Origin of the sequence: Paenibacillus sp. FSL R5-0887, from assembly GCF_038002305.1 — a bacterium.
GTDB lineage: Bacteria > Bacillota > Bacilli > Paenibacillales > Paenibacillaceae > Paenibacillus_AQ > Paenibacillus_AQ odorifer.
This window is the reverse complement of sequence record NZ_JBBOCE010000002.1, coordinates 1577510-1600646: the sequence shown is the minus strand read 5'-3', so window position 1 is coordinate 1600646 and position 23137 is coordinate 1577510. Positions and strand designations below refer to the sequence as shown.

Genomic DNA, 23137 nt, shown 5'->3' with positions numbered 1-23137 from the left:
AGGAGGTGTGCCATTTGAAAAGAAGAATAAAACCGTTACTCTCGCTTGTATTAGCTGGGATTTTGACGGTAGGTAGTGGGCTTTCCTCATTAGGAGCTGGAGTTGCTGGAGCTAGTAGTTCTTCTACATTGGGAATTGCAGCGGTCTACAACGTGTTTATTCTAGGGGATATAACAACAGTTTCGGATACGGAAGGAAGGTTTGCTGCTGGAGGTAACGTTAACTTAACCAACTATAGTGTTGGAGATAGGTTGACCGCTGCAGAGGTTTCCCTGACTGACACACTTGTTGTTGGAGGGCATCTTACTTTCAACGGAGGTACTGTTTATGGGAATATCGTGCACGGGGGAGATTTTTCAGGGAATGTAACGCTCCTCAAGGGTGGTACAAAAAGACAGGGGAGTACGATTGACTTTTCAGCCGTAGGTCAGTCTTTGAAGGACAAATCAGCAGAACTTGCAGCATTGCCGGCGAATGGAACAACAGTGTACCAATATGGCAGCCTTACCCTGACAGGTACAGATCCTGCGGTCAATGTTTTTAATGTTTCAGGAGATAACGTCTCTAATACCTACGGAATTACAATAAATGTTCCTTCAGGATCTACTGCAATTATTAATATTGATGGTTCTAACGTAAAAATGAAAAACTTCGGATTTCTACCTAATAACGTGTTGAACAGCAAGAAAATTTTGCTTAACTTTAGCCAAGCTGCGTATCTTGATATGGCAGGCATAGGTGTAATGGGAAGCATACTTGCCCCCTATGCTCATGTTGATTTTATTAATGGTCAGATTAACGGTACTTTAGTGGCGGCTTCACTCAAAGGTACTGGTGGTGGTGAATTTCACCACTATCCATACGATGGTGATGAACCTGGACCAACACCAACGCCAACGCCAACGCCGACAGTGACGCCGACACCAACAGTGACACCAACGCCAACGCCGACAGTGACGCCGACACCAACAGTGACACCAACGCCAACGCCGACAGTGACACCAACGCCGACAGTGACACCAACGCCGACACCGACGCCAACACCATGTCCGACGCCGACAGTGACACCAACGCCGACGCCGACAGTGACACCAACACCAACGCCGACGCCGACGCCGACAGTGACGCCGACACCAACGCCGACAGTGACGCCAACACCGACACCAACGCCGACAGTGACGCCAACACCGACACCAACGCCGACAGTGACACCAACACCAACACCAACGCCGACGCCGACACCAATACCGACACCAACGCCGACAGTGACACCAACACCGACGCCAACGCCGACACCAACACCAACACCAACGCCGACGCCGACACCGACACCAACGTCGACGCCGACACCAACACCAACACCAACACCAACGCCGACGCCGACACCAATACCGACACCAACGCCGACAGTGACACCAACACCGACGCCAACGCCGACAGTGACACCAACGCCGACAGTGACGCCAACAGTGACACCAACGCCGACAGTGACACCAACACCGACGCCAACGCCGACACCGACACCAACACCAACACCAACGCCGACGCCGACACCAACGTCGACGCCGACACCAACGCCGACGCCGACGCCGACGCCGACACCAACGCCGACACCAACACCGACACCAACACCGACAGTGACACCAACGCCGACACCGACGCCGACGCCGACAGTGACACCAACGCCGACGCCGACAGTGACACCGACGCCAACACCGACGCCGACAGTGACGCCGACACCGACACCGACACCAACACCAACGCCAACGCCAACAGTGACGCCAACACCGACACCAACGCCGACAGTGACACCAACGCCGACACCAACACCGACGCCGACAGTGACGCCGACACCAACACCAACGCCGACGCCGACAGTGACACCAACGCCGACACCAACGCCGACAGTGACACCAACACCAACGCCGACACCAACACCAACGCCGACAGTGACGCCAACACCAACGCCGACGGTAACGCCTGAGGCAACACCGACACCGACGGTAACACCAGAGGCAACACCGACACCGACGGTAACGCCTGAGGCAACACCAACACCGACGGTAACGCCTGAAGCAACACCAACGTCGACACCAGAGACTTCGGTGTTCCCGACACCAACGCCATCATCCGTAATTGGCACTATAGTTCTTGCAGAAGATCCCGTGCCGCTTGGGCCTGTAGCTTCGCCGACACCAGCGCCAGTACCAACACCGTCGAATAGCACAGAAGTACTTGTTGATGATGATGAGATCCCATTAGGTCCGGTACCGGCAGTGACACCAACGCCAACACCAACACCTGATGAAATCATCGTAGTGGACGATACGATCCCATTAGGAAAGCCACCTGTGAAGGAATTGCCAAAAACGGGTGAATCAAGTCCTGCACCTTACTATGTAGCAGGTTTAGGTTTTGCACTTATCGGATTATTAATGAGAACCAAGTTCTCCAAAAAGAATAAATAATAAAGGTTAGATCAACATAGAGTCGCTTTCGGGAGTGTTCCGATGGCGGCTCTATTTGTATGTCATGATTGCGATAGTTTGGTGCATTCTAAGTAGATGGTATACTCTTGTTGGAAAAGAAATGAAGAGGGGATGGCGAAGGCGAATTGATATGGTTTATTATTAGCGCTGTAATCATCATAGGGATTCTAATCTATGTGGGATTTTTCTTCTATGGTATTGCTATTAAACGAGCGCCAAAGGTATTTCTAAGTAATAATCCTAATCTGAAGGCTGATCCTCCGGTTGCCGGAGCTTCTTGGGGGGAGGGGAAGGATTGGGTCTCTCGCCAGAGCTTCGAGAATATTGAGATCGTATCTGCAGATGGACTTAAACTAAGAGGTTACTTACTCCAATCTAATCGTGCTGCGGGACGCACAGCCATTCTAGCCCACGGTTATTCAGGTAAAGCAAAGGATATGGGGGCGTACGCCAAAATCTACTACGAGAACTTAGGCTTTAACATCCTAATTCCCGATGCAAGAGGGCATGGAGATAGCGCAGGGGATTACATTGGTTTTGGTTGGCCGGAACGAAAAGATTATTTGCAATGGATTGAATACATGATTAAAAAGACTGGTCCCAGTGCTCAAATTGTGCTTCACGGTGTCTCTATGGGTGGTGCTACAGTGCTAATGACCTCAGGGGAAGATCTTCCGCCGCAGGTAAAAGCTATTGTTGCGGACTGCGCTTATACCTCAGTAAAAGCACAATTATCTTACCAACTACGACGAATGTATCGCTTGCCAAGTTTCCCTTTCGTTCAAAGTGCAAGTCTAATCACCCGCTTGAAGGCGGGGTATGGCTTTGGTGAAGCCTCTGCATTAAAACAAGTGCGGAAAGCGAAGGCTCCGATTCTTTTTATTCATGGGGATGCGGATAACTTTGTACCTTTTGCTATGATGAATGAATTGTATGAGGCATGCCAGAGTCCAAAAGAGAGGCTCATAGTACCGCTAGCGGGGCATGGATTGTCTTATGATACGGATAAGGCGGGGTATATAGATGTAGTAACAGCTTTTGTAAGTCGATATGTAAAATAAGTCCTGAACGTAGACAGCGCCCGATATCCGCTAGGTAGCGGTTATCGGGCGCCTATATTTTTCCACACATGACGTAGTCCTTGAATAAGGATCGTACCGTCATGCTTTCTCGTTATATTCATCCCCCGCCGTTCGTGAGTAACGGGTGTCTTAATTCCTTGTTATTTCCAGCAGCCGTGTGGCGAGAATAATCCTTCCAATACGACAAAAGCCCTACCTCTCTTTTGCCCTTGCGGCTCCATTGACCGCGCCAGTGTGAATCGGAATGCTATATTTCGAATTTAATCTCATAAAAAGGAAGAGTACTGCAAGAAAACATAAAGCCTCTTTGTCCAAAATGCCGATGTGTATAATAGTCGGCCTGACATCTTCTTGGTGGGGATATTCAATATATCGAAAAACAAATACCATATAAATATAACACACTATTGTTTAAAAGGCAAATATAATAATGAATTCCAAGATAAGGTTTATTTGATTCTAGAGAGGAACAAACCTCGATAAGGGGCGCTTAGATTTTGAAAGTAACTTAAATTGGGTTAATTGTGAATTATTCCGGAAAAGCTAGTAAACCAGAGGAGATGGGCGATCTCGGTGCAAATGGGCTAAAATGTAAGTTGGATATTTTTGCAAACGCTACAAACTTCAACTGAAAATGCCAGAGACGAATGGGTTGTGTCTGCTGGGGTTATTTTGCGTGCCTATTTTGTGAACAGCTCTCTAAAACTGACAATAAACTCCAACATTGATTGAAGGATTGAGGGTAGACCGTTATAATTAATAAGTCTGGATTTTAATTAAAAAATAAGGGAGATTTTTATGAAACGCGCAGATGTGTGGCTGATTTCCATCGTATTGATTGCTGCGCTCGCTTTTCTCGTACCGAGATGGTTTTCGGACAATGATGACAAAGGTGGGGCCGGTAAAAATCTCATAGCCAATGTAACGGTGGACGGTGAGTTATTTAAAACGGTAAAGCTTACAAAAGAAGAACAAACCATTGAGGTCCGCACGGAACGCGGCTATAACATTTTGAAGGTGCATGATTACGGGATTGAAATGTACGATGCCGATTGCGCTGATAAAGTTTGCCTAGGTTTTGGTTTTATTACCCTGCCCAAACAGACGATTGTCTGTCTACCGCATAGAGTATTAGTCGAAATCACCAGTGCGTCGGGGGAGGATGATATAGATGCCTATGTCCAGTAGTGAATCTGCAACAGCTTTAAAAAGAACAGTGATTATTGCGATTTTCGCCGCAGTGGCAGTAGTGTTAAGTTTAATAGAGGCACAGATTCCGTTATCCGGGATGGGACTGGTGCCGGGTGCTAAGCTCGGACTGGCCAACATTATGATTTTGACTTGTATTTACTTTTTACGTGGACGGGATGCTTTGCTGCTTGTCATCCTCAAAACACTGCTTACTGCATTTCTGCTAGGTACCTTCTCAAGCTTGCTGTTTAGTTTATTTGGTTCACTTTTTAGCTTTGTTGTTATGTTTGTGCTGATGCTGATTAGTGGCAAAGGTAAGAGTATAAGCTTGATCGGAATTAGTATAGCTGGTGGGATTGCGCATAATATCGGTCAGCTGCTGGCAGCTTCTATGGTATTTGCATCACTTAGTATTTTTTATTATCTTCCCATGCTGCTGATCACTGGGGTAGTAACAGGAATTGCCGTGGGCTATGCAGTCCGTTATTTGGTGGCGTCATTGTCAAAAATATCGCTGTTTGAAGAATTTTTGGACTGATTAGTCACATCAGCGGAAGGATGACTAACATGAATGAATCATACGAAGGTCAAGACTTAGAGGGAGAGGGACAAGCAGTCATCTCTCTGGATGGGGTATCGTTTGGCTATGATCCCGAGCATCCGATTCTTCAAAATATAACGTTATCTATCTCTCAAGGACAATGGGTCAGCTTGGTTGGTCCTAATGGCTGCGGGAAGTCTACGTTGGTCAAGCTGCTCAATGCTCTGCTGCCTAAGGGGGCTGGTGAGATTGTGGTTAGTGGCATGCTGCTTAGTGAGGAAACGATCGGAAGCATTCGGCAATGTATCGGAATGGTGTTCCAAAATCCGGATAATCAGTTTATTGGAGCCACTGTAGAGGAAGATATCCTATTCGGCCTGGAAGGGCTTTGTTTGCCGTACGAAGAGATGGCTGAACGTTTGCACTCCTATACGACGAGACTAGGAATAAATCATCTGTTGTCCAAGCATCCGGGTGAGCTGTCGGGAGGTCAAAAGCAGCGTGTTGCTATCGCTTCCATTCTTGCTATGGAACCAGGCATCGTCATTTTTGACGAGGCCTCTTCTATGTTGGATGAAGGAAGCAGAAATGACCTTCTCGGTATTCTGCAGGATATGCGGGCAGAAGGGAAGTACACGATCCTCATGATTACGCATGATGCAGATGAGATTTTGGCATCGGATCGGGTGCTTGCGCTGCATGGAGGTGGTTTGGCTGCAGATGTTACACCGGCGGAGTTGTTCCGGAACGAGGAGCTTCTGGAAAAATGCCATCTGCGTGAACCTTATCCTTGGCGCCTTGCACGTGAGCTGCAGAACCAGGGTATTCATGTGGATGTTCCGACCAGTGAAAAGGAGCTTATAGACACGTTATGGCCATAGAATTACAGCAAGTAAGTTACACCTACGCTGACCGAAGCCTCTGGAAGCTGACGGCGCTCCGGGACATTAACCTCAGTGTACCCATTGGCTCGATGGTTGGTATTGCGGGGGCGACGGGCTCAGGTAAATCGACGCTGCTGCAATTGTTTAACGGGATACTGAAACCAACCGAGGGTACGGTAAAAGTGCTTGATGTAACTATTCAGGCTGGTGAGAAGTCACCTAAGCTAATGCCACTGCGCCGCCGAGTCGGATTGGTATTTCAATTTCCGGAGCAGCAGATGTTCGAAGATACGGTCGAGAAGGATCTCATTTTCGGTCCCCTTAACTTCGGTATGAGTCTCGAAGAGGCAAAGTCACGTGCACGTCAGGCCATGTCAGATATGGGGCTGGATCTCGCGTTGCTAGAGCGGAATCCTTTCCAATTGAGCGGTGGACAAATGCGTAAGGCGGCTATCGCTTCCGTGCTAGCTATGGACCCTGAGGTCATCGTTCTGGATGAGCCCACGGCAACGCTTGATCCCATTAGCCGTGCAGAGCTAATCAGCTTGCTGGAGAGATTATGTCGTGAGCAGGGCAGAACGATCATTATCGTCACGCATCGGATGGATGAGTTATTGCCCTATGCGGACAGCTGGGTTGTACTTAAAGAGGGCAGCACGGCGTTTCAGGGCAGTGTAAAGGCGCTTGCAGATGATCCTTCAATTCTGGAACAGTGTGGTTTGACGGTTCCACAGTCCCTTCGTTACTGGCGTGCAGTTGCTGATCATTTAGGTCTTGTGGATGAAGCCCCCCGCTTGACGGCTGAGAGTCTGGCAGAGCTTATAGCTTCGCTGCCAGCGGAATCAATAAGCACTGGTAAGCCCGATGGAAAGAGGGATGACCATGAATGAGAAACTGATCTTAGGTCGGAGTATTGAGACCGGTTCGTGGGTGCACAAGCTGGATGCTCGTGCCAAAATCACTGGCATGCTATTATACGTAGCTGTTATCCTGCTCTCACGTTCGTGGATGGCCATGGCTGTGCTGGCTATTTTTTCGATAGCCGTTATGGCTTCAACGAAGATTCCGCTTAAATACTTCCTGAAAGCAGCTAAGCCTTTACGTTATTTAATGTTGTTTATCTTTATTGTGCAGGTGGTGTCTGTAAAGACAGGGGAGGTAATGCTGACTCTTGGTTCCTGGTCTATCTATGAGGGAGGGCTAAGATTAGGGGCATTTTCGGTCATCCGCATGTTCTTTCTTATCACCTTTACAGCGCTTCTGACCTTCACAACAACGCCGGGGAAGCTGAATCAAGGGCTGGAGGGGATCTTGACACCCTTCAAAAAGCTTGGCTTATCCCCTGACCGTATCACGCTGATGATCAGCATTTCACTTCGTTTCATTCCTACGATTCTAGATGAATCGCAGATCATAATGAAAGCGCAGGCCTCAAGGGGAGCCGATCTGAAAGAGCTGCCTTTGAAGGAAAAGGGACGGATGTTAGTCTCCCTGCTGGTCCCGATTATCGCCAGTGCTTTTAGGCGTGCTCAGGATCTGGTGTATTCCATGGAGGCCCGCGGTTTTCGCATGGATGCTCCCCGCAGTCGGTATCACCGCCTAAGGTGGGGCAAATTCGATACTGTTTTTATTGGGATGTTTGTGGTCATGGGAATTGCAGTAGCTTTGTTATAATACTCATTCCCTATTAGTAGTATCAACTTGGGAGGGAACTTGAATGGCACGTTATTTTAACGGTAGAGAAGTCGAATTACTCGCACCCGCAGGAACGTTTGAGATTTTCAAGGAAGTGATCCAATCACGGTGTGATGCAGTTTATTTTGGTGGACCTGTATTGAATATGAGAATGATGCGTAAAGGTTATAACCTTACTCATGAAGAGATCGTAGAGGCACTTGATATCGCACACCGTCTAGACAAAAAAGTGTATATCACTGTGAATAATCTTTTTAGTGAGGAAGATGTGGAGGAAGCTAGAGAATACTTGCGTTTCCTTGATGGTGCTCGGCCAGATGCCTTGATTGTTCAGGATATGGCAGTGTTGGAGCTTATTCGGGAGATGGAGCTTAACCTTCCTATTCACTCTTCCGTAATGATGAATGTTCACAACCTGGAGATGATCTATGCGCTGCGTGATCTGGGTGTAACTCGTGTAGTTACCTCGCGGGAAATGGACCTGCAGACAGCTAAGCTGCTTGGTCAGCGGAGTGGTATGGAGCTGGAATATTTTATTCACGGGGATATGTGCTCTGTGCATGGTGCAAATTGTTACTTCAGTTCCCATGTTTTTGGCATGAGCAGCAACCGGGGAAAATGTATGAAGCCTTGCCGCTGGGATTATCGGGTTAAAAAAGACGGATATGTATATCCTGCTGAATATCCACTGGCTGTCAAAGATATGTTTATGTATGAGCATCTTCCGGAATTGATTGAATCAGGCATTACTTCCTTCAAAATAGAAGGCCGTATGCGTGATAAGGATTTTATGGTGATGCTGGCGAATAGCTACGGCGAAGCCATTGACCGATATATCGATGATCCGATTGGCTTTGATCGTACGGTTGATACTAAAGAGCTGTACAACAACCGCAAGCGTGACTTTTCGACAGCTTATGCTTTTGGTAAACCAGGGTTAGCTAACATTAACCGTCGTTATGAAGGTACGGGCAAATTCTATAGCACTGGAAAAGTATTTAGCACACCAACCGCAGAACGTGAGCTATCTGAAAAACGTGTAGAGGAATTGCGGGAACGTTTGGCGCAAGAAAAGAAACCAATGGCAACAAAAGCTAAGCTGGCTGTACGTGTGAATAATATGGAACAGGCGCGCGTAGTATTGGAGCTGGGTGTGGATAGTTTATACTTGCCGGGGGATGTATTTGAACCGGACAGACCTTTTACAAAATGTGATATTAAGGAACTTGGTGAACTAAAAGGCGATAGCAAAATCTATTTAGGGTTGCCACGCATGATGACCGAGCTGCATTTCGATCAATATGATCAATTGCTTGGTGGAGAACGCTTGCCGATCGACGGTCTAATCGTTACTAATTTGGGAGCGATTCGCAGATACAGTTCTACAGGTTATCCGTTAATTGGAGATGGTAGTTTAAATGTCTACAATCATCTTTCAGCCCAATTATATGCAAAATTAGGTTTAACTCAGCTTTCGGTTTCACCGGAAATGACGCTGGAGCACTTTGCTACCTTTGCCTCGCGTTGTGACACGCCTTTGGAAGTTGTTGTACATGGTACACCTGCACTAATGTATATGGAACATGACCTTTATGAGAATACTGAAGTAATGGAGCCTATCGCTGAAGAGGATAATCAATATGTGCACAATAATGTATTGGTTCTAAAAACAGACAAAGGTGAAAATCCGGTATATCGTGATCAGCACGGCCGTTGCCATCTTTTGTTCGCGAAAGAGCTCTGCTATTTACCGTTGCTTGGTGAGATGATTGATCTAGGCATATCTAGTTTCCGTATTGAAGGAGCGACATATAGCGCTAAGCAGTTGCGTGAAATTATAATTTCTTATCAACAAGCTATGAATCGTACTGAAGTAAAAGATGATATGCTAGGTGGTCTTGAGCCCATTTATGCGGGTTATACTCTAGGTTCGCTGCAATTTAACTAATTCTATTTTTTGGGGCAAAATACCGTCTGCTAGTAAGAAGAATGCACAGTACTCTATGAATAAGTTACTATTTTCACAAGAAGAGAGGGAATCAATCATGGAACAACAAGAATTCATCGGAAGAGAAGCCGTAGCGGCAAAGCGTAAGCAATATTTCTATCCGTGTACACAGCATTTTTACCGCGATGCGCCTCAGCTTGTGCGAGGTTCGATGCAGTTTGTGTATGATGAAAATGGCAAACAATATACAGATTTCTTCGCAGGTGTATCTGTAGTTGCCTGTGGGCACTGCAATCCAGCCATAACTGAACGTACGATTGAGCAACTGCAGCAGCTGCAGCATACGTCTACGATCTATTTAACTCAGCCAAATGTGGATTTGGCTGAACGTCTGGAAGAGGTTATGCCAGGCGGTCTACGCCGAACCTTTTTCGTGAACAGCGGCTCAGAGGCTAATGAAGGCGCACTGCTGCTTGCCCGGATGTATACAGGACGCAAAGGGTTCATTGCACTGGAAAGTGGTTTACACGGCCGTACCAATCTAACTATGAGTGTGACAGGTCTGCCGATGTGGCGTACCGATAAATACTTGGATCATGACGTTGAGTTTATTCCTCGCCCATATCATCCAGAACTATCTCTGGAGGAAGCCGCTGCACTATCCCTGGAATCTCTGGAGCGAGTGCTTGAGGAGAAGGGGAATACTATCGCCGCAATGATCGTAGAGCCAATCCAAGGCAATGGTGGTATGATTATGCCAACGCCAACCTATTTCAGTGAGGTCAAAATGTTGCTGGAGAGATACGGCGTACTTCTGATCGCTGATGAAATTCAAACTGGATTTGGTCGTACAGGCAAAATATTTGCTATGGAGCATTTTGACGTAGTGCCCGATATTATTAGTATGGCCAAGGCACTGGGGAATGGAATTCCGGTGGCAGCCTTTGCGACAACAGATGAGATTGCACTTGCGCTGAACCGTCCGTCGGCTTCAACCTTTGGAGGCAATCCGGTATCTGCTGCAACGGCGCTGGCTGTGCTTGATTATATTCGCGATGAACGGCTTCCTGAACGCTCAGTGCTGCTCGGAGAACGATTGAAAGCAGGGCTAAAGACCCTTCAAGACCGTTATCCTTCGCTTATTGTGGATGTACGGGGAATTGGGCTTATGTTGGGAGCGGAGCTTGCTGGTGAGGATGCAGAAGGCTCTGCGGCGCTTACAGATCAAGTACTGGAAGCGATGAAAGACAGAGGATACCTGATCGGCAAAAATGGCATAGGACGCAACGTACTGGCCTTTCAACCGCCGATGATTATTACGGAAGAGGATATCGACGGGCTGCTTAACAACCTGAATGAAGTCTTTGCGGAGCTTAATGACTAATATAATGAATTTCAAGTAGCGAAGAAAGAGGAAAACGAATGGCTATTCTAAACATTTTTAAAACTGCAGGCCTAAAGCTTAAAATGTTCAGTGAACTGGTGATGTTCTCTCATACGCTTTTTTCGCTGCCGTTTGCCATTATCTCGATGGTGTGGGCTGCTGGGGGCTGGCCATCAGGGCATGTGATGATCTGGGGTCTGATTGCATTGATCGGTGCCCGTAATGGCGCTAATGCATTCAATCGGCTGGCAGACCGTACGTTTGATGAACAGAATCCTCGTACGGCACATCGGCATTTGCCACAACGGTTATTGGCAGAAAAAGAAGTGGTTGTCTTTGTTATTGTCAATTATGCCATCTTTATTGTGGCTTCAGGCATGCTGAACTTGCTCTGCCTGCTCTTATCGCCGGTAGCAATCGTGTTAATATCGACTTATTCTTATACAAAACGTTTTACCTTTCTAAGCCATTTATATTTAGGCTTTGTTATTGCTTCCGCACCGATTGGTGCATGGTTTGCCGTAACCGGAAATATCGCATTTACCCCGTTTGTGATCGGGACGGTAGTTATGCTCTGGATTGCCGGATTTGATATTATCTACGGCACTCAGGACATTGAATTTGACCGGCGGCATGGGTTATGGTCTATTCCGAGCTTCTTTGGATTAGAGAATGCGCTGCGTATCGCCAAAGGTCTACATTTCATTATGATTATGCTGCTATTATTTCTATACGTATGGCAGGATCTCGGCTGGGTGTATCTGGTTGGGATTGGCATCGCTACATTGCTCCTGATGACCGAGCATAAGATTATAAAACCTTCGAATCGTAAGCTGATGAAGGTGGCTTCTTATAATCTAAATCAGGTAATCAGCATAGTGATATTATTGTGTACGCTGATTGATTTTTTCTATGTTAGTTAGGGAGCTGGCTTTGGTGAGCCGGCTGGCTGAGCATTGGCGCATTGCCCTCAAACTAACAACAAAAGACAATAGCCTACCCAAAAGGGGTAGGCAAGGGGATCGGAAAGCTGGCTACGCTAGCTTTCCTTTTTTGTGTTGACTCGGTTCCCCGCTCTGCAAGGGGGAAGCTACGAGTTGAATGCAAAGATTAGGGAAAACCTCCCTAATCTTATTGAGTTTTTTATCCTTTGACTCTGTTTTAGGGAATTTGTCCCTGAAATACAGCTGGTTACTTTTAAAAACATGCTAAAGTGGACTTTATTAGGGAGGAATTCCCTAATATCATGGTTTTCGAACGATTATTAGCTAATTTTAGGGAGGTTTTCCCTAATTATATCCGATGGAGTAGAATGACTAAATTAGCTCATGTGCGTAGCATGCGTTTGCGTGTTTAGCTTGTCCTGTTGAAGCGGAAAAATAGCAGTTGAATTGCGACAAGATCAATAAAATGATGTGTCTAAATCAAAAAAACGGATACCCCCAAGTGAATGGAGGTATCCGTTTTTATTTGTATTAGATCGTACGCTTTAGCGATCACGGTCCGCAAAATATTGCAGCAACGTTTCCAGATCAGCATGCGCAGGGTAGGAGGAGAGCTGCTGCACAATAGCTGCAGCTTTATCCAGATAGTTCTGGCTGACCCGTTCAGCGCGAGCGAGGGCATCGCTATTGTTAATTAGGGTGAGCACATGTGCTACTTCAGCGTCGGAAGAATCCGGGCCGATTGCACGGATCACAGGCGAGAGCTTAGGGTCCTGCAAGGCGTACAGCACTGGCAGGGTGACCTGACCATGTCGCAGGTCGCTACCGGCAGGTTTGCCTAGGACATCGGCGGACTGTGTGAAATCTAGCAAGTCATCTTGTATCTGAAAGGACATCCCTAAGGCTTCTCCAAAATTATAAAGGAGATTGGCAACTTCTTCGGTGCTTTCAGTGGACAGTGCACCAACCCGTAAGCAGGTTGCCATAAGAAGAGCGGTTTTGTTTAAGGATTTCTCCAAATACTGATCCATTGTAATTTCATAATCAAAAGCATGTTCCATTTGCTGATATTCACCCAGACACAGCTGAGCGGTGGCTACAGAGGATAAGTCATGAACGTATCTGTTTTTATCTCCTGTATATTTGCTCAACAGCTCGATGACCCGAGCGGACATGTAATTACCAACATGTACTGCTGACAATGTACCCGTCTTAATATGTAAGGCGGGTACGCCCCGCCGTAACTCTGAACGGTCAATGATATCATCATGAATTAATGAGGCGGCATGAATAAATTCAGCAGCAGCAGCTAATTGAAGCGCTCTGCGACCGGTATCCTTACGGCCAAACCGACTGCCAACAATGACCATGAGGGGACGAAGGCGTTTACCACCGGAATTTATAAGCTCTAGAACACTTTGCGCGAGCTGAGATTTCTTAGGTACATCTTTATCACGCGCTACAAGGTTTACGATTTCGCGGTTGATTTCATTTATGTCTATATTTAAGGCCTCATGCAGCTTCATTTATGGATCCCACCTGTCAAATGGCTTTACTTGTGCGACTACGCTGTCTGCACTCTTGAATCAAGAACTCTTCGATTCCAGTAGCTGGATCATGTTCCGCGAAGTCTCCATTTGACCGTCTAATCTGCATTTTTTTGATCGAAGGAGCTAGATAAGCAACTAAGTCGAGCTCACGGCATTTCACCGCAAACTGCAGGTAAAAGCTATACAAATAATCTCCATCCAAAATGTTGCGTGTAAGGTCGGGATGATGTGGGATACATTCCATATGGCGCTCTGCTGCCAAAGTGAGAATAGTGTAAATACCCAGCAAATTGACTTTGCGGCTGTATTCCAGATCATGGCGTTCCAGTACCGAGATTAGCTGTTCACATGCAGCCGGAGAGGGCTGAAGCTCAATTCCGGCAATAGGTGACATTTCAGTATGCAACAACCGGAGGGTATCTTCTATGAGTTGTTTGTTCACAAGATTCTCTCCTTCTTGTCGGTTTTGCCGGAAGAAACCATACCCCGATCATCCCTACAAAACCATTCATTCAAGAAAAAACCACCATTTCCTAGGATTAGGAAGGTTATTTTCTTCTTGTAAATAAGGAGAGTAATGTGTCCTAGGGACACATTACTCTGAAGTATATCCATATTTAACCCTAATAAAATACAATTTGTACATATGTTCTATATGATAAATTACACAAATTCAGGGTTTTATTATCAGTCGGTGTATAGATACCATCGTCTGACGAGCGGAATTCTCTTCCACTGTTTCTTAAGCCAAGGAAGTACATAGTAGTCTAGACCAAGTGTGCTTCCCGATCCGCCGATGCAGGCAATACCAGCAGCAACGTACCATAACATTTCTGTCGAGGCCATTTTGGTTGACCAAATCATGACCGACATGCCTACGGTCGCTATAGAAGCAAGTGCTGTGAAGAGACCAACGATGAGCATAATACCGAAGACGATTTCTGCACATACCATACCGATTTGGAACCATTTCGCGAGGAAAGTATAACTTCCGTCGTTGTTGTAGAACATCAAATCCATGAACCAGTTTGTAATGTTGTATACGAAGTTAGGTACAGGCAACGCTTCAACTGCTTCTTTTGCAGTGGATACTGCTGAAGCTGCAGATTGTGCATCTACGGTGTCTTTAACTGCATCTACTGCAACACTGGCTGCTGATGAAGCATCCGTTGCAAAAGGAGCAGCTGGAATCAAGAAAATCTTATCTGGATCTTTCCAAATCTTTTGGATCTTCTCAATACCTTCGTATAACCACATACCCCCAAGTAGAACACGAAGTGGAACGAGCCAGAAATTAGGTGAACGTTTGGAGAAGTGACCACCCAAGAAGCTCTTGCGGTTCTCAACATGGAAGAATTCATGCATCATATATGTCCATACTTTATTGAATCCGACAACCTGAGACAGGTAGAACATATTAATAAAGTGTTTGGATAGCATTGCCATGAATCCAGTAAGCATAAAGAACTTACCTGGCAGACCAACGTTAGCTACGCCGTAGCGGCTACCAATGGAGACCATTGTACCGTGGAAACCTGGTTTGTAAGCTTTTTTAGCAGTGTTCTGAATGTCGGCGGCAATGTTGCCAGCAACAATCGGAGCGGCTTGTTCAGCGTTCTCAACCATTTGTGGTACAGGACGAGTTTCACCTTCAGGAATGTAGAAAATGTTGTCCCCTACTACGTAGACGTTCTTATGATCTACACTTTCCAGGTTCTCATTCGTAACAATCCGTTTGCGGCCTTGTTGTTGAACTTCAAGTCCACCAACGATTTCGGAGCCTTCAACACCAGCAGTCCAAACAATTGTTTGGGAATCGACGACGTTTTTCTCACCAAGGGCAACACTACCATTGCCTACTTCGGTGATTTTAGCGCCAGTAACGATTTCCACGTTCAGCTTACGAAGGCGAGCTTCAGCTTTTTGAATCAGCTTATCTGGAAGGATAGGCAGAATCTTCGGAGCCATATCAGCCACAATCAGTCTTACTTCGGATGGGTCTATAAAGAACTCCTTGCATAATTCCTCGCGTTGTTCAGCCATTTCACCAACCAGCTCGACACCAGTAAAGCCGGCACCGATAATAACGAAGGTCAGCATAGCACGGCGTACAGCTGGATTTTTCTCCATAGCCGCTTTGGTATACATATCGCGGATTTGGCGTTTCAATGCTACCGCATCATCGTAAGACCAGAAGGAGAAGGTGTTTTCTTCTGCTCCTGGAATACCGAAGAAGGTTGGTTTGCTACCTGTGCCGATTACAAGGTAATCGTAAGCGTAGGTAGCTTTATCGGACTTAAGTTTTCTGCTTTTGAAATCGATATTGCTGATCTCATCAAGAACAACATCTACTTTAAGGCCCGCAAAAATTTTCTTAAGATCGATCTTGATTGAATCCTCTGGAGCACGGTTCGCGGCAACCTCATGCAGCTCAGTCAATAGAGTGTGATATGGATTCCGGTCGATCAGTGTAATTTCAACATCTTTGTTTTTCTTAAATTTCTTTGCCAGTTTCTTAGCCGTGAGTACGCCGCCGTAGCCGCCGCCCAAAATGACTATTTTCTTCAAGAGAAATTCACCTCATTCGTCTGATTAGCTGCAGAAGGTCCTGCGAAATTATTTCGCGCCTTCGAGTGCTTTTTCTGCAAGTGTAAAATATTCACCAACATGAATACTCACGCCGGAAATTGCATCAGTTTTGCCTTCAGCATCAAGCGTTGGAGCAGTACCTTTGTTTTCAAGGAAGTATTTTTCAGCCAAAGCGATTTCTTCATGCCATTCAGCAGAAGCGCCGCCAGCTTTCATACCATATTTACCATCAACGGAGAATTGCTTCTTGTCATCGCCAGCAGCATTCAAACCACTGAATTTAACAGCTACAACATTACCGTTAGCAACAGTCAGGTCAACAGTGGATTTCCAACCGGATTCAGCGTCCATTTCGCCTTCAGCATGGTAGCCTCCGTCTTTATATTGACCAGCTTCTACTGGACCAGCAGCAAGAGCAGCTTGAGCAGCTTTTACAAAGTCAGATACGTGTACGGATACACCAGAGATGGCATCAGTTTTCCCCTCAGCATCAAAAGTTATAGCTGCTGGATCTTGTTTTTCGATCAGGAATTCTTCAGCTTTAGCTGCTTGCTCGTGCCATTCAGAAGAAGCACCGCCAGCTTTCATGCCATATTTACCATCTTCAGAAACCTTTTTCTTCAGGTCGCCTGCAGTGTTAACGTTAAAGGCATCCCAGTCAGCTTTAGTGATCTTTCCACCTTCTACAGTTAAGAGTGCGAAATATTGCCAGCCAGTTTTAGCATCAACGTCAGCAGTACCGTAGTAAACTCCGTCTTTGTACTGTCCAGCTTCAGTTCCAGCGTTACCGGAATTTGTTGCAGGAGCAGTTGTTTCAGCTGGTGCGTTAGTAGGGGCTGCGGCGTTGTCTGTGTTGTTACCACAACCTGCGAGCAATCCAAGGATAAGTGCGCTCGACAAGATAACAGAAGCTTTTTTCATTTCAAATGACCTCCAAAAATATAGTTTAAAATATATATATTAAAATGTAAAACATTTTAATAGTCGAGCGAAGTGATAAAAATCACTTTATAAATGATATTTGTCACTTTAATCTCATACCTTATTACCCGTTTGTAACAGTATCATGACTTATATCGGCATACATTAGGAAAAAATTTAATGATGTTGTTTTATCTCCGATGGCATTCTAGCACATGGACTAGGAAAACATTTGTGAAATAAATCACTTAAAAAATTAAATATTTAATTTATATCTGGATTATATCAAATTTTAAAAGATTTGAATACATAAATTAAAAAATATATGTGACAGAATACGACTTAATTTGCTAATGCCATGAATGGCGGAAAGATTCATAGCGAATGGGGAAGGGTAAGTAAAGGTAACACGGGATAACGATCCTACCCTAATTAATTCAGCTAAGGAGATGAGCTTATAATGGACAACAATGTATTTAAAGGGAAATGGAAACAGCTCAAAGGCGAGGCCAAGAAGCAATGGGGCAAGCTTACAGATGATGATCTTGACGTAATTGATGGTGAAAAGGATAAATTAGTAGGTAAACTACAAGAACGTTATGGACACACGAAAGAAGACGCGGAAAAAGAGTACCAAACTTGGGGACGATCCTACCGCGATTAATTCGTTACTAATGACGTCTATAATAAAATTCCAGAAGAAGAGCGCAAATCGCATCTGATTTGCGCTCTTCTTCTGCGTCCGTGGGCGGTTAGTTATCGAATAGGGCTTTAGTATGGTAGTATTATGAGATGAAAGTTGTAATTTATTTGGCCAAGGTGGGAGTGAATCTATGGGTTATCTTAAAATATTTTTTGGAAACACCGCGATGCTAATAGCTGTAGCCTATTTGGCTAATCTTATATATAAAAGCACCATTTCAAATGCAAGTGTAAGAATAAAGAAAGTAAGCTGGGTATTACTAGCCATCTTTGCCGGGTGGATTAGTACTCTTTTTGGATATAGGCTGGATGAGCATGTGATTTTTGATTTGCGTTTTGTGCCACTTATTATTTCAACGCTGGCTTATCCGCATCCTTTCATTCTTGTTTTGATTGGTATAGGAACAGGTCTTACACGGTTAACTTTTGGAGTAAATGAGGCAGCAATGGCTGGTACAATTAATTTGTCCATTCTAGGATTTATTTGTGCTGCGCTTAGCTACTGGGTCAGACGATCTAGCTTATGCATAGTGAACAAAGGTTTGATCGTGATTCTAGTCGTAAATGTAATGAATGCAATCAACATTATGGTGTTTGGTGTGATTCCCGCCCCAGAGTACATAAGAGAGATTATGCCGATTACTTTCCCTGCGGGGTTGATTCTAAGTGTTCTATTCTCCTTAATTATTCGTGACTTTCAATTAGGACTCTTACGGAATGTGCAGATTCAGCGTGCTAATGAACAACTGTCCGCCCAGACGGAGGAGCTGCATAAGAATAAGATAGCGCTTGAAGAACGTGCCGATCAGTTAATGATGGCTTCGCAATTTAAATCCGAATTTCTGGCCAATATGTCTCATGAGCTTCGAACACCACTGAATAGCATCATTAATTTATCGCAATTAATTGAAGACAATGATAATTCTCTTACGGAAGCAGAAATGAGTGAGTATGCAGCCATTATTCGCCGTTCTGGTGAAGAATTATTGATGATAATTGGCGATATATTAGATCTGTCCAAAGTGGAAGCAGGTCGATTGGATATTATAAATGAAGATTTAAGTGTTATTGAGATCCCAGAGATCCTGGCTATGCAATTCGCTGTCACGGCTAAACAAAAGGAATTAGAATTTACTATTGCTATGGAAGAAAACATCCCGCAAATGATTCATTCCGATCCACAGCGGATTCAGCAGATCCTGCGTAATTTGCTCTCTAATGCTTTTAAATTTACAAAGTCTGGCCATGTCGCACTCCGTATTCGTCAAGAGGAACGTGGGGAAAGAGCTATTGTGAAGCATTGGATTGTATTTGAGGTAGAAGATAGTGGGATAGGTATTGCACCAGAGAAGCATGCCATGATCTTTGAAGCCTTCCAACAGGCGGATAGAACAATTAGTCGAAAATATGGCGGAACAGGATTAGGACTTTCTATTAGTAATGATTTGGCCAGACTGCTCGGAGGGTTCATTACTTTAGAAAGTGAGGAGGGTAAAGGGAGTCGTTTTTCGCTTTATTTACCCCTCGAATTCATAGAAGAGTAAGCTCCAATATTATTTGTTAATTTGGCGTATTGACAGTAGATTGATGCGGAGTAGAATGAAGCAAATGCCGCATCAAAGGAGTGTTACCCCTCTCTATGAACAACATGGAAACTAAGCACACAGTTACTAGTTCAAAGCGTGTCCGTAAAACCTCAGTACATCGCAGAAATTTGCGCATTGCTACCTGGGAAGGTGTGCCATCGACCATTTTCCAGGTCCTGCTGCAAGGGCAGTTTCTAACAGGATTCCTGCTATATTTAGGAGCCACTTCAAGTCAAATTGGATTTGTGCTAGCGCTTACCACTTTGGTTAATGTGATGCAGATCGGGGTAGCTTTTTTGATCCAGAAGCTGCCAAGCCGCAAATGGGCTATGGTTACTTTTATCGGCCTGCATAGGATACTTTGGAGTTCTACGGGGCTAATTCCGTTTATTTTTCCTAAAGAGTATTGGGTCATGGCTTTTATAGCCTTATATACTACTGCATTTATTGCTAATACGGCAGGTGGTGTGCTATGGAGCTCTGTGATCAGCGATCTTGTTCCGGCACGTGTGCGTGGACGCTATTTTGGGATTCGTAATACGTTCCTGAATGCACTCGGTAGTCTGGTAATGTATGGTGGGGGTATCGTTTTGGATCGTTATCCCGGGAGCCATGGCTTTTTGATTCTTTATATTGTTGTGTGGATCTTCGCGATCTCTAACGTCGTTGTATTCTTTTTTTATCCCGACGTGCCTTTCGAGAAATCGGAAGAACATAAATTTTTACCGATGTTTAAGAAACCGCTTAAAGATACTTTATTTATGAAGTCTACTTTGTTTCTGGCCGCCTGGTTGCTGCTGCAGAATTTAACTGTTCCGCTATACTCGTATGTCATGTTGCAGTTACTTCATATAAATTATGAAACGTTATCACTGCTTAATGTGTCCCAGACTCTTTTTATGATGGCTAGTTTCTACGTTTGGGGTAATCTAAATGCAAAATATAGCAATAAACGTCTGTTGTTCTTTACGTTGCCGATTATTGCCTTGTCCTCGTTGATGTGGGGACTCTTGTCTGTGTTGCCGATGCTGTTGGTGTTGTTTGCCGCTCATATTGTTTTTGGTGTAGGTGTAGGCGGTTTCAACCAGCTGGCCTTTAATTTTATTATTGGAGACACGCCGAAAAAAGAACGGCCTATGTATATGGCGACCTATGCGGCGCTTACGGGTTTATCATCCTTTTTTGGTCCGCTTATTGGGGGACAGCTGTATGAAAAAATTGCCCACTGGCCGCAATGGACCCAAGTATACGGTATGCAGTTGGTAGTGGGAACGCTTATGATCGCTCTTGCCTTCCTGCTGGGCCGTCGTATTCTAAAGGACGAATAGAAGTAAAGGGGACTATTCCATGTTAAGGATTGCGTTGGTATTAGGGGCTACTGGATTAGTAGGGAAAGCGGTTACGGAGGAATTGCTGAATCGTGAAGGATGGGGTGAGGTGAGAGTGCTTGTACGGACTCCATTAGCTTTAGAACATCCTAAGCTTAAGCAAATCGTTGTGGATTGGGAGAGCCTGGCGGAGTATAGCGATTCGTTCGAAGGCGTTCATTCCATCTTCTGTTGCCTCGGGACTACGATCAAGAAGGCAGGTTCACAAGAGCAGTTCGAACGTGTCGATCTGGATTATCCGCTTGCAGCTGCTGCTATTGCGAGAGATCACGGTGTTAAACAGTTCTTGGTTGTTTCATCCATGGGGGCAGATGCCAAATCGCGCAATTTCTACAGTCGGACTAAGGGGAGAGCAGAGGAAGCGTTAAGCAAAATCGGTTTTCAAGGGCTGCATTTGTTTCGGCCATCCTTGCTGCTGGGTCATCGTGAGGAATTCAGACTGGGAGAACGCGTCGCGGCTAGATTGATGAAAGCACTGGAGTTTGTGATGGTTGGCAAAGCGGCTAAATATCGTGCCATACCTGGTGTAACTGTGGCGAGAGCTATGGTTAACATTGCCTCTGCTGACACGCATGGTTTGCATATCTACACGAATGAAGTAATACATGTGATTGGAAAACGTTAAGTTTTTCGGGCTGCTAATAAATTTGCATTACGGTGAGAACAGGACTTACAATGGACAATAAATGATCAGCGTTTAATGGAGAGGGGTAACAAGATGAGTAAAAAACAAGTAGCTACTACAAAAGCACCAGGAGCCATTGGTCCTTATAGTCAAGCCATTACCACCGGTAGTTGGGTATACACTTCAGGACAACTGGGCCTTAATCCCGAGACAGGGAATTTGGCTGAAGGCGTTCAGGAACAAGCTCGTCAAGCACTTAGCAATGTACAAGCTATTCTTGAGGAAGCTGGTGCATCACTGGATCATGTAGTGAAGACCACCGTATTCCTAAAAGATATGAATGATTTTGCAGCAGTTAACGAGGTTTACAGCACTTTCTTTAAAGAACCTTATCCTGCCCGCAGTGCCATTGAGGTTGCTCGGCTGCCCAAAGACGGACTTGTTGAGATCGAAGCGGTAGCACGTAAGAAATAAATATGATTTCGCACTTCTAGATTATTCTACAAAAAAAGGCGGGTTAAGGAGGATCACCTTCTTAGCCTGCCTTTTTATATTATCAAGAGGACAATCAGTATCTGCTGTATCTTCTGCGGCGTGGTGTGAGCAATAGCCAAATGCTGTAGAGCAGCAGAAGACCTGCCGTTACTGTGCCCGTTACAAAGACTGCATTAGCTTCTCTATGTTCCAAGGCGATCGCGATGAAAGCCCATACGAAGACCAGAGGATAGATGCTGTCTCGGTTAGGGTAGCTGACTAACACCGCAAGCAGTGTCCCCACGCAGAGCATGATCACGGCCCAGGTTATCCCGCTAAGTCCAAACCCATCCCAATGATTTTTCTCCAGAACAACGCTAACATTCACGATAGTCGCCACAGAGATCCAGCCAAGGTATATACTAAAGGGTAGCTTGATCAGCCATTTCTCACCTGAAGTAGGATTTGCGATCTGGCGCGTTCGGCGATAGATAACAATGATGGAAATTAACATTAACACCATGGCAATCAAAGAAAGCTCGATGTATAGATACTGCCAGAGGAAAAGCCAGCTCATATTAAAAACACAGCTCAGGATAAACCAGAACGAAATAGCTCGTACAGAATCCCTAGAACTTGTATAGGAGCGGAATTGATAAATAACGAAACCGGCTAACAAGAGGTAGATCAGCGACCAAATGGAGAACGCGTAGCCAGCAGGAGTCATGTAAGTCTTATATTTGTCAGAGATTTCTCCTGTACTGTTTCCGCCCAAAGGCAAGGTTACCGCCAGCACATTTACGATAATTACACCCACAAAGAATACGAGGTTCCACCATTTATAAGGATTATAACGTCTCAAATAATTCACTCCCTAGCTTTTTTAATAGGGTGTTGCTTATTTAGAATATACCCCTTTTTGGCCTAATTAAGACTATAAAAAGAAAAGAAGTGACTAGTGAGTCATAACATTCTTGGATAGCAGGGCAGTAGTGCGGGGTATTTTAAATGAATCAAATTACTGGGTGTTTCTATATCCTTCAACTTTATTTCATAAAAATCTACAGAAAATATGCAGAAATGTTTTTAAATCAGCGCTTTTTCGTATAAGATGAAGAGATGAAGATTCAAGAAAATATAAGTT

The 23137-nt window shown here is 45.1% G+C and carries 20 protein-coding genes; 15 read left to right on the top strand and 5 right to left on the bottom strand.

All coding sequences use genetic code 11. The annotated features are described in order from the left end of the window. The first annotated feature begins 14 nt into the window (after positions 1-14). The 10 genes from MKY14_RS24980 to MKY14_RS24935 all read left to right on the top strand — a co-directional run bounded on the left by MKY14_RS24980 (position 15) and on the right by MKY14_RS24935 (position 12137). On the top strand, positions 15-2468 hold the full coding sequence (locus MKY14_RS24980) for a choice-of-anchor A family protein (RefSeq protein ID WP_340977579.1): 2454 nt from the start codon (positions 15-17) through the stop codon (positions 2466-2468). 146 nt (positions 2469-2614) lie between these two features. Continuing rightward, positions 2615-3550 carry an alpha/beta hydrolase gene (locus MKY14_RS24975; RefSeq protein WP_305953692.1) on the top strand — a complete coding sequence of 312 codons (936 nt, stop codon included), beginning with the start codon at positions 2615-2617 and terminating at the stop codon, positions 3548-3550. An 819-nt stretch (positions 3551-4369) separates the two neighbouring features. After that, positions 4370-4759, top strand: coding sequence for a NusG domain II-containing protein (locus MKY14_RS24970; protein ID WP_036681022.1), 390 nt, complete (start codon positions 4370-4372; stop codon positions 4757-4759). Next, positions 4743-5300 carry a Gx transporter family protein gene (locus MKY14_RS24965; RefSeq protein ID WP_076124520.1) on the top strand — a complete coding sequence of 186 codons (558 nt, stop codon included), beginning with the start codon at positions 4743-4745 and terminating at the stop codon, positions 5298-5300. Before MKY14_RS24970 ends, MKY14_RS24965 begins: the two co-directional genes overlap by 17 nt. Before the next feature lie 29 nt (positions 5301-5329). Beyond that, positions 5330-6184: an ATP-binding cassette domain-containing protein gene (locus MKY14_RS24960; protein ID WP_076141845.1), complete on the top strand. Its 855-nt coding sequence runs from the start codon at positions 5330-5332 to the stop codon at positions 6182-6184. Then, a complete protein-coding gene (locus MKY14_RS24955; protein WP_076124517.1) occupies positions 6175-7077 on the top strand; it encodes an energy-coupling factor transporter ATPase in 903 nt (300 codons plus the stop codon). Before MKY14_RS24960 ends, MKY14_RS24955 begins: the two co-directional genes overlap by 10 nt. Continuing rightward, on the top strand, positions 7070-7861 hold the full coding sequence (locus MKY14_RS24950) for an energy-coupling factor transporter transmembrane component T family protein (protein ID WP_076138201.1): 792 nt from the start codon (positions 7070-7072) through the stop codon (positions 7859-7861). Before MKY14_RS24955 ends, MKY14_RS24950 begins: the two co-directional genes overlap by 8 nt. Before the next feature lie 43 nt (positions 7862-7904). Then, positions 7905-9830: a peptidase U32 family protein gene (locus MKY14_RS24945; protein ID WP_340977576.1), complete on the top strand. Its 1926-nt coding sequence runs from the start codon at positions 7905-7907 to the stop codon at positions 9828-9830. A 97-nt stretch (positions 9831-9927) separates the two neighbouring features. Continuing rightward, positions 9928-11214 carry an aspartate aminotransferase family protein gene (locus tag MKY14_RS24940; protein ID WP_076185193.1) on the top strand — a complete coding sequence of 429 codons (1287 nt, stop codon included), beginning with the start codon at positions 9928-9930 and terminating at the stop codon, positions 11212-11214. A gap of 38 nt (positions 11215-11252) precedes the next feature. Then, on the top strand, positions 11253-12137 hold the full coding sequence (locus MKY14_RS24935; protein ID WP_076179740.1) for a UbiA-like polyprenyltransferase: 885 nt from the start codon (positions 11253-11255) through the stop codon (positions 12135-12137). A gap of 566 nt (positions 12138-12703) precedes the next feature. Here the strand turns inward: MKY14_RS24935 and MKY14_RS24930 are convergent. The 4 genes from MKY14_RS24930 to MKY14_RS24915 all read right to left on the bottom strand — a co-directional run bounded on the left by MKY14_RS24930 (position 12704) and on the right by MKY14_RS24915 (position 17218). Further along, positions 12704-13684 (bottom strand): polyprenyl synthetase family protein, encoded by a 981-nt coding sequence (locus tag MKY14_RS24930; RefSeq protein ID WP_036682537.1) that lies wholly within the window; start codon positions 13682-13684, stop codon positions 12704-12706. Between the two features lie 16 nt (positions 13685-13700). Next, entirely contained in the window at positions 13701-14150 is a 450-nt protein-coding gene (locus MKY14_RS24925; protein WP_076124508.1) for a hypothetical protein, read from the bottom strand. 245 nt (positions 14151-14395) lie between these two features. Next, positions 14396-16276 (bottom strand): FAD-dependent oxidoreductase, encoded by a 1881-nt coding sequence (locus tag MKY14_RS24920; RefSeq protein ID WP_076124507.1) that lies wholly within the window; start codon positions 16274-16276, stop codon positions 14396-14398. 48 nt (positions 16277-16324) lie between these two features. Further along, positions 16325-17218: an FMN-binding protein gene (locus tag MKY14_RS24915; protein WP_076124505.1), complete on the bottom strand. Its 894-nt coding sequence runs from the start codon at positions 17216-17218 to the stop codon at positions 16325-16327. A 460-nt stretch (positions 17219-17678) separates the two neighbouring features. Between MKY14_RS24915 and MKY14_RS24910 the strand changes: the two genes are divergently transcribed. From MKY14_RS24910 to MKY14_RS24890, 5 genes are all read left to right on the top strand, one after another. Next, entirely contained in the window at positions 17679-17882 is a 204-nt protein-coding gene (locus MKY14_RS24910) for a CsbD family protein (protein WP_036682530.1), read from the top strand. Between the two features lie 169 nt (positions 17883-18051). Beyond that, complete coding sequence (locus MKY14_RS24905) at positions 18052-19464, top strand: ATP-binding protein (RefSeq protein ID WP_076124504.1); 1413 nt, start codon at positions 18052-18054, stop codon at positions 19462-19464. Positions 19465-19559: 95 nt separating this feature from the next. Beyond that, positions 19560-20834 (top strand): MFS transporter, encoded by a 1275-nt coding sequence (locus MKY14_RS24900; protein WP_051491245.1) that lies wholly within the window; start codon positions 19560-19562, stop codon positions 20832-20834. A 19-nt stretch (positions 20835-20853) separates the two neighbouring features. Beyond that, a complete protein-coding gene (locus MKY14_RS24895; protein ID WP_076124502.1) occupies positions 20854-21519 on the top strand; it encodes an oxidoreductase in 666 nt (221 codons plus the stop codon). A gap of 93 nt (positions 21520-21612) precedes the next feature. Beyond that, positions 21613-21993, top strand: coding sequence for a RidA family protein (locus MKY14_RS24890; protein ID WP_036682524.1), 381 nt, complete (start codon positions 21613-21615; stop codon positions 21991-21993). A 94-nt stretch (positions 21994-22087) separates the two neighbouring features. Here the strand turns inward: MKY14_RS24890 and MKY14_RS24885 are convergent, their stop codons facing one another. Then, positions 22088-22855 carry a TspO/MBR family protein gene (locus MKY14_RS24885; protein WP_076124500.1) on the bottom strand — a complete coding sequence of 256 codons (768 nt, stop codon included), beginning with the start codon at positions 22853-22855 and terminating at the stop codon, positions 22088-22090. Between the last annotated feature and the right edge of the window lie 282 nt (positions 22856-23137).

Excerpts from the sequence above, each read along its gene's own strand:
- MKY14_RS24970 (WP_036681022.1), top strand. The coding sequence starts at position 4,370 with ATGAAACGCGCAGATGTGTGGCTGATTTCCATCGTATTGATTGCTGCG.
- MKY14_RS24965 (WP_076124520.1), top strand. The coding sequence starts at position 4,743 with ATGCCTATGTCCAGTAGTGAATCTGCAACAGCTTTAAAAAGAACAGTG.
- MKY14_RS24960 (WP_076141845.1), top strand. The coding sequence starts at position 5,330 with ATGAATGAATCATACGAAGGTCAAGACTTAGAGGGAGAGGGACAAGCA.
- MKY14_RS24955 (WP_076124517.1), top strand. The coding sequence starts at position 6,175 with ATGGCCATAGAATTACAGCAAGTAAGTTACACCTACGCTGACCGAAGC.
- MKY14_RS24950 (WP_076138201.1), top strand. The coding sequence starts at position 7,070 with ATGAATGAGAAACTGATCTTAGGTCGGAGTATTGAGACCGGTTCGTGG.
- MKY14_RS24945 (WP_340977576.1), top strand. The coding sequence starts at position 7,905 with ATGGCACGTTATTTTAACGGTAGAGAAGTCGAATTACTCGCACCCGCA.
- MKY14_RS24940 (WP_076185193.1), top strand. The coding sequence starts at position 9,928 with ATGGAACAACAAGAATTCATCGGAAGAGAAGCCGTAGCGGCAAAGCGT.
- MKY14_RS24935 (WP_076179740.1), top strand. The coding sequence starts at position 11,253 with ATGGCTATTCTAAACATTTTTAAAACTGCAGGCCTAAAGCTTAAAATG.
- MKY14_RS24930 (WP_036682537.1), bottom strand. The coding sequence starts at position 13,684 with ATGAAGCTGCATGAGGCCTTAAATATAGACATAAATGAAATCAACCGC.
- MKY14_RS24915 (WP_076124505.1), bottom strand. The coding sequence starts at position 17,218 with ATGAAAAAAGCTTCTGTTATCTTGTCGAGCGCACTTATCCTTGGATTG.
- MKY14_RS24910 (WP_036682530.1), top strand. The coding sequence starts at position 17,679 with ATGGACAACAATGTATTTAAAGGGAAATGGAAACAGCTCAAAGGCGAG.
- MKY14_RS24905 (WP_076124504.1), top strand. The coding sequence starts at position 18,052 with ATGGGTTATCTTAAAATATTTTTTGGAAACACCGCGATGCTAATAGCT.
- MKY14_RS24900 (WP_051491245.1), top strand. The coding sequence starts at position 19,560 with ATGAACAACATGGAAACTAAGCACACAGTTACTAGTTCAAAGCGTGTC.
- MKY14_RS24895 (WP_076124502.1), top strand. The coding sequence starts at position 20,854 with ATGTTAAGGATTGCGTTGGTATTAGGGGCTACTGGATTAGTAGGGAAA.
- MKY14_RS24890 (WP_036682524.1), top strand. The coding sequence starts at position 21,613 with ATGAGTAAAAAACAAGTAGCTACTACAAAAGCACCAGGAGCCATTGGT.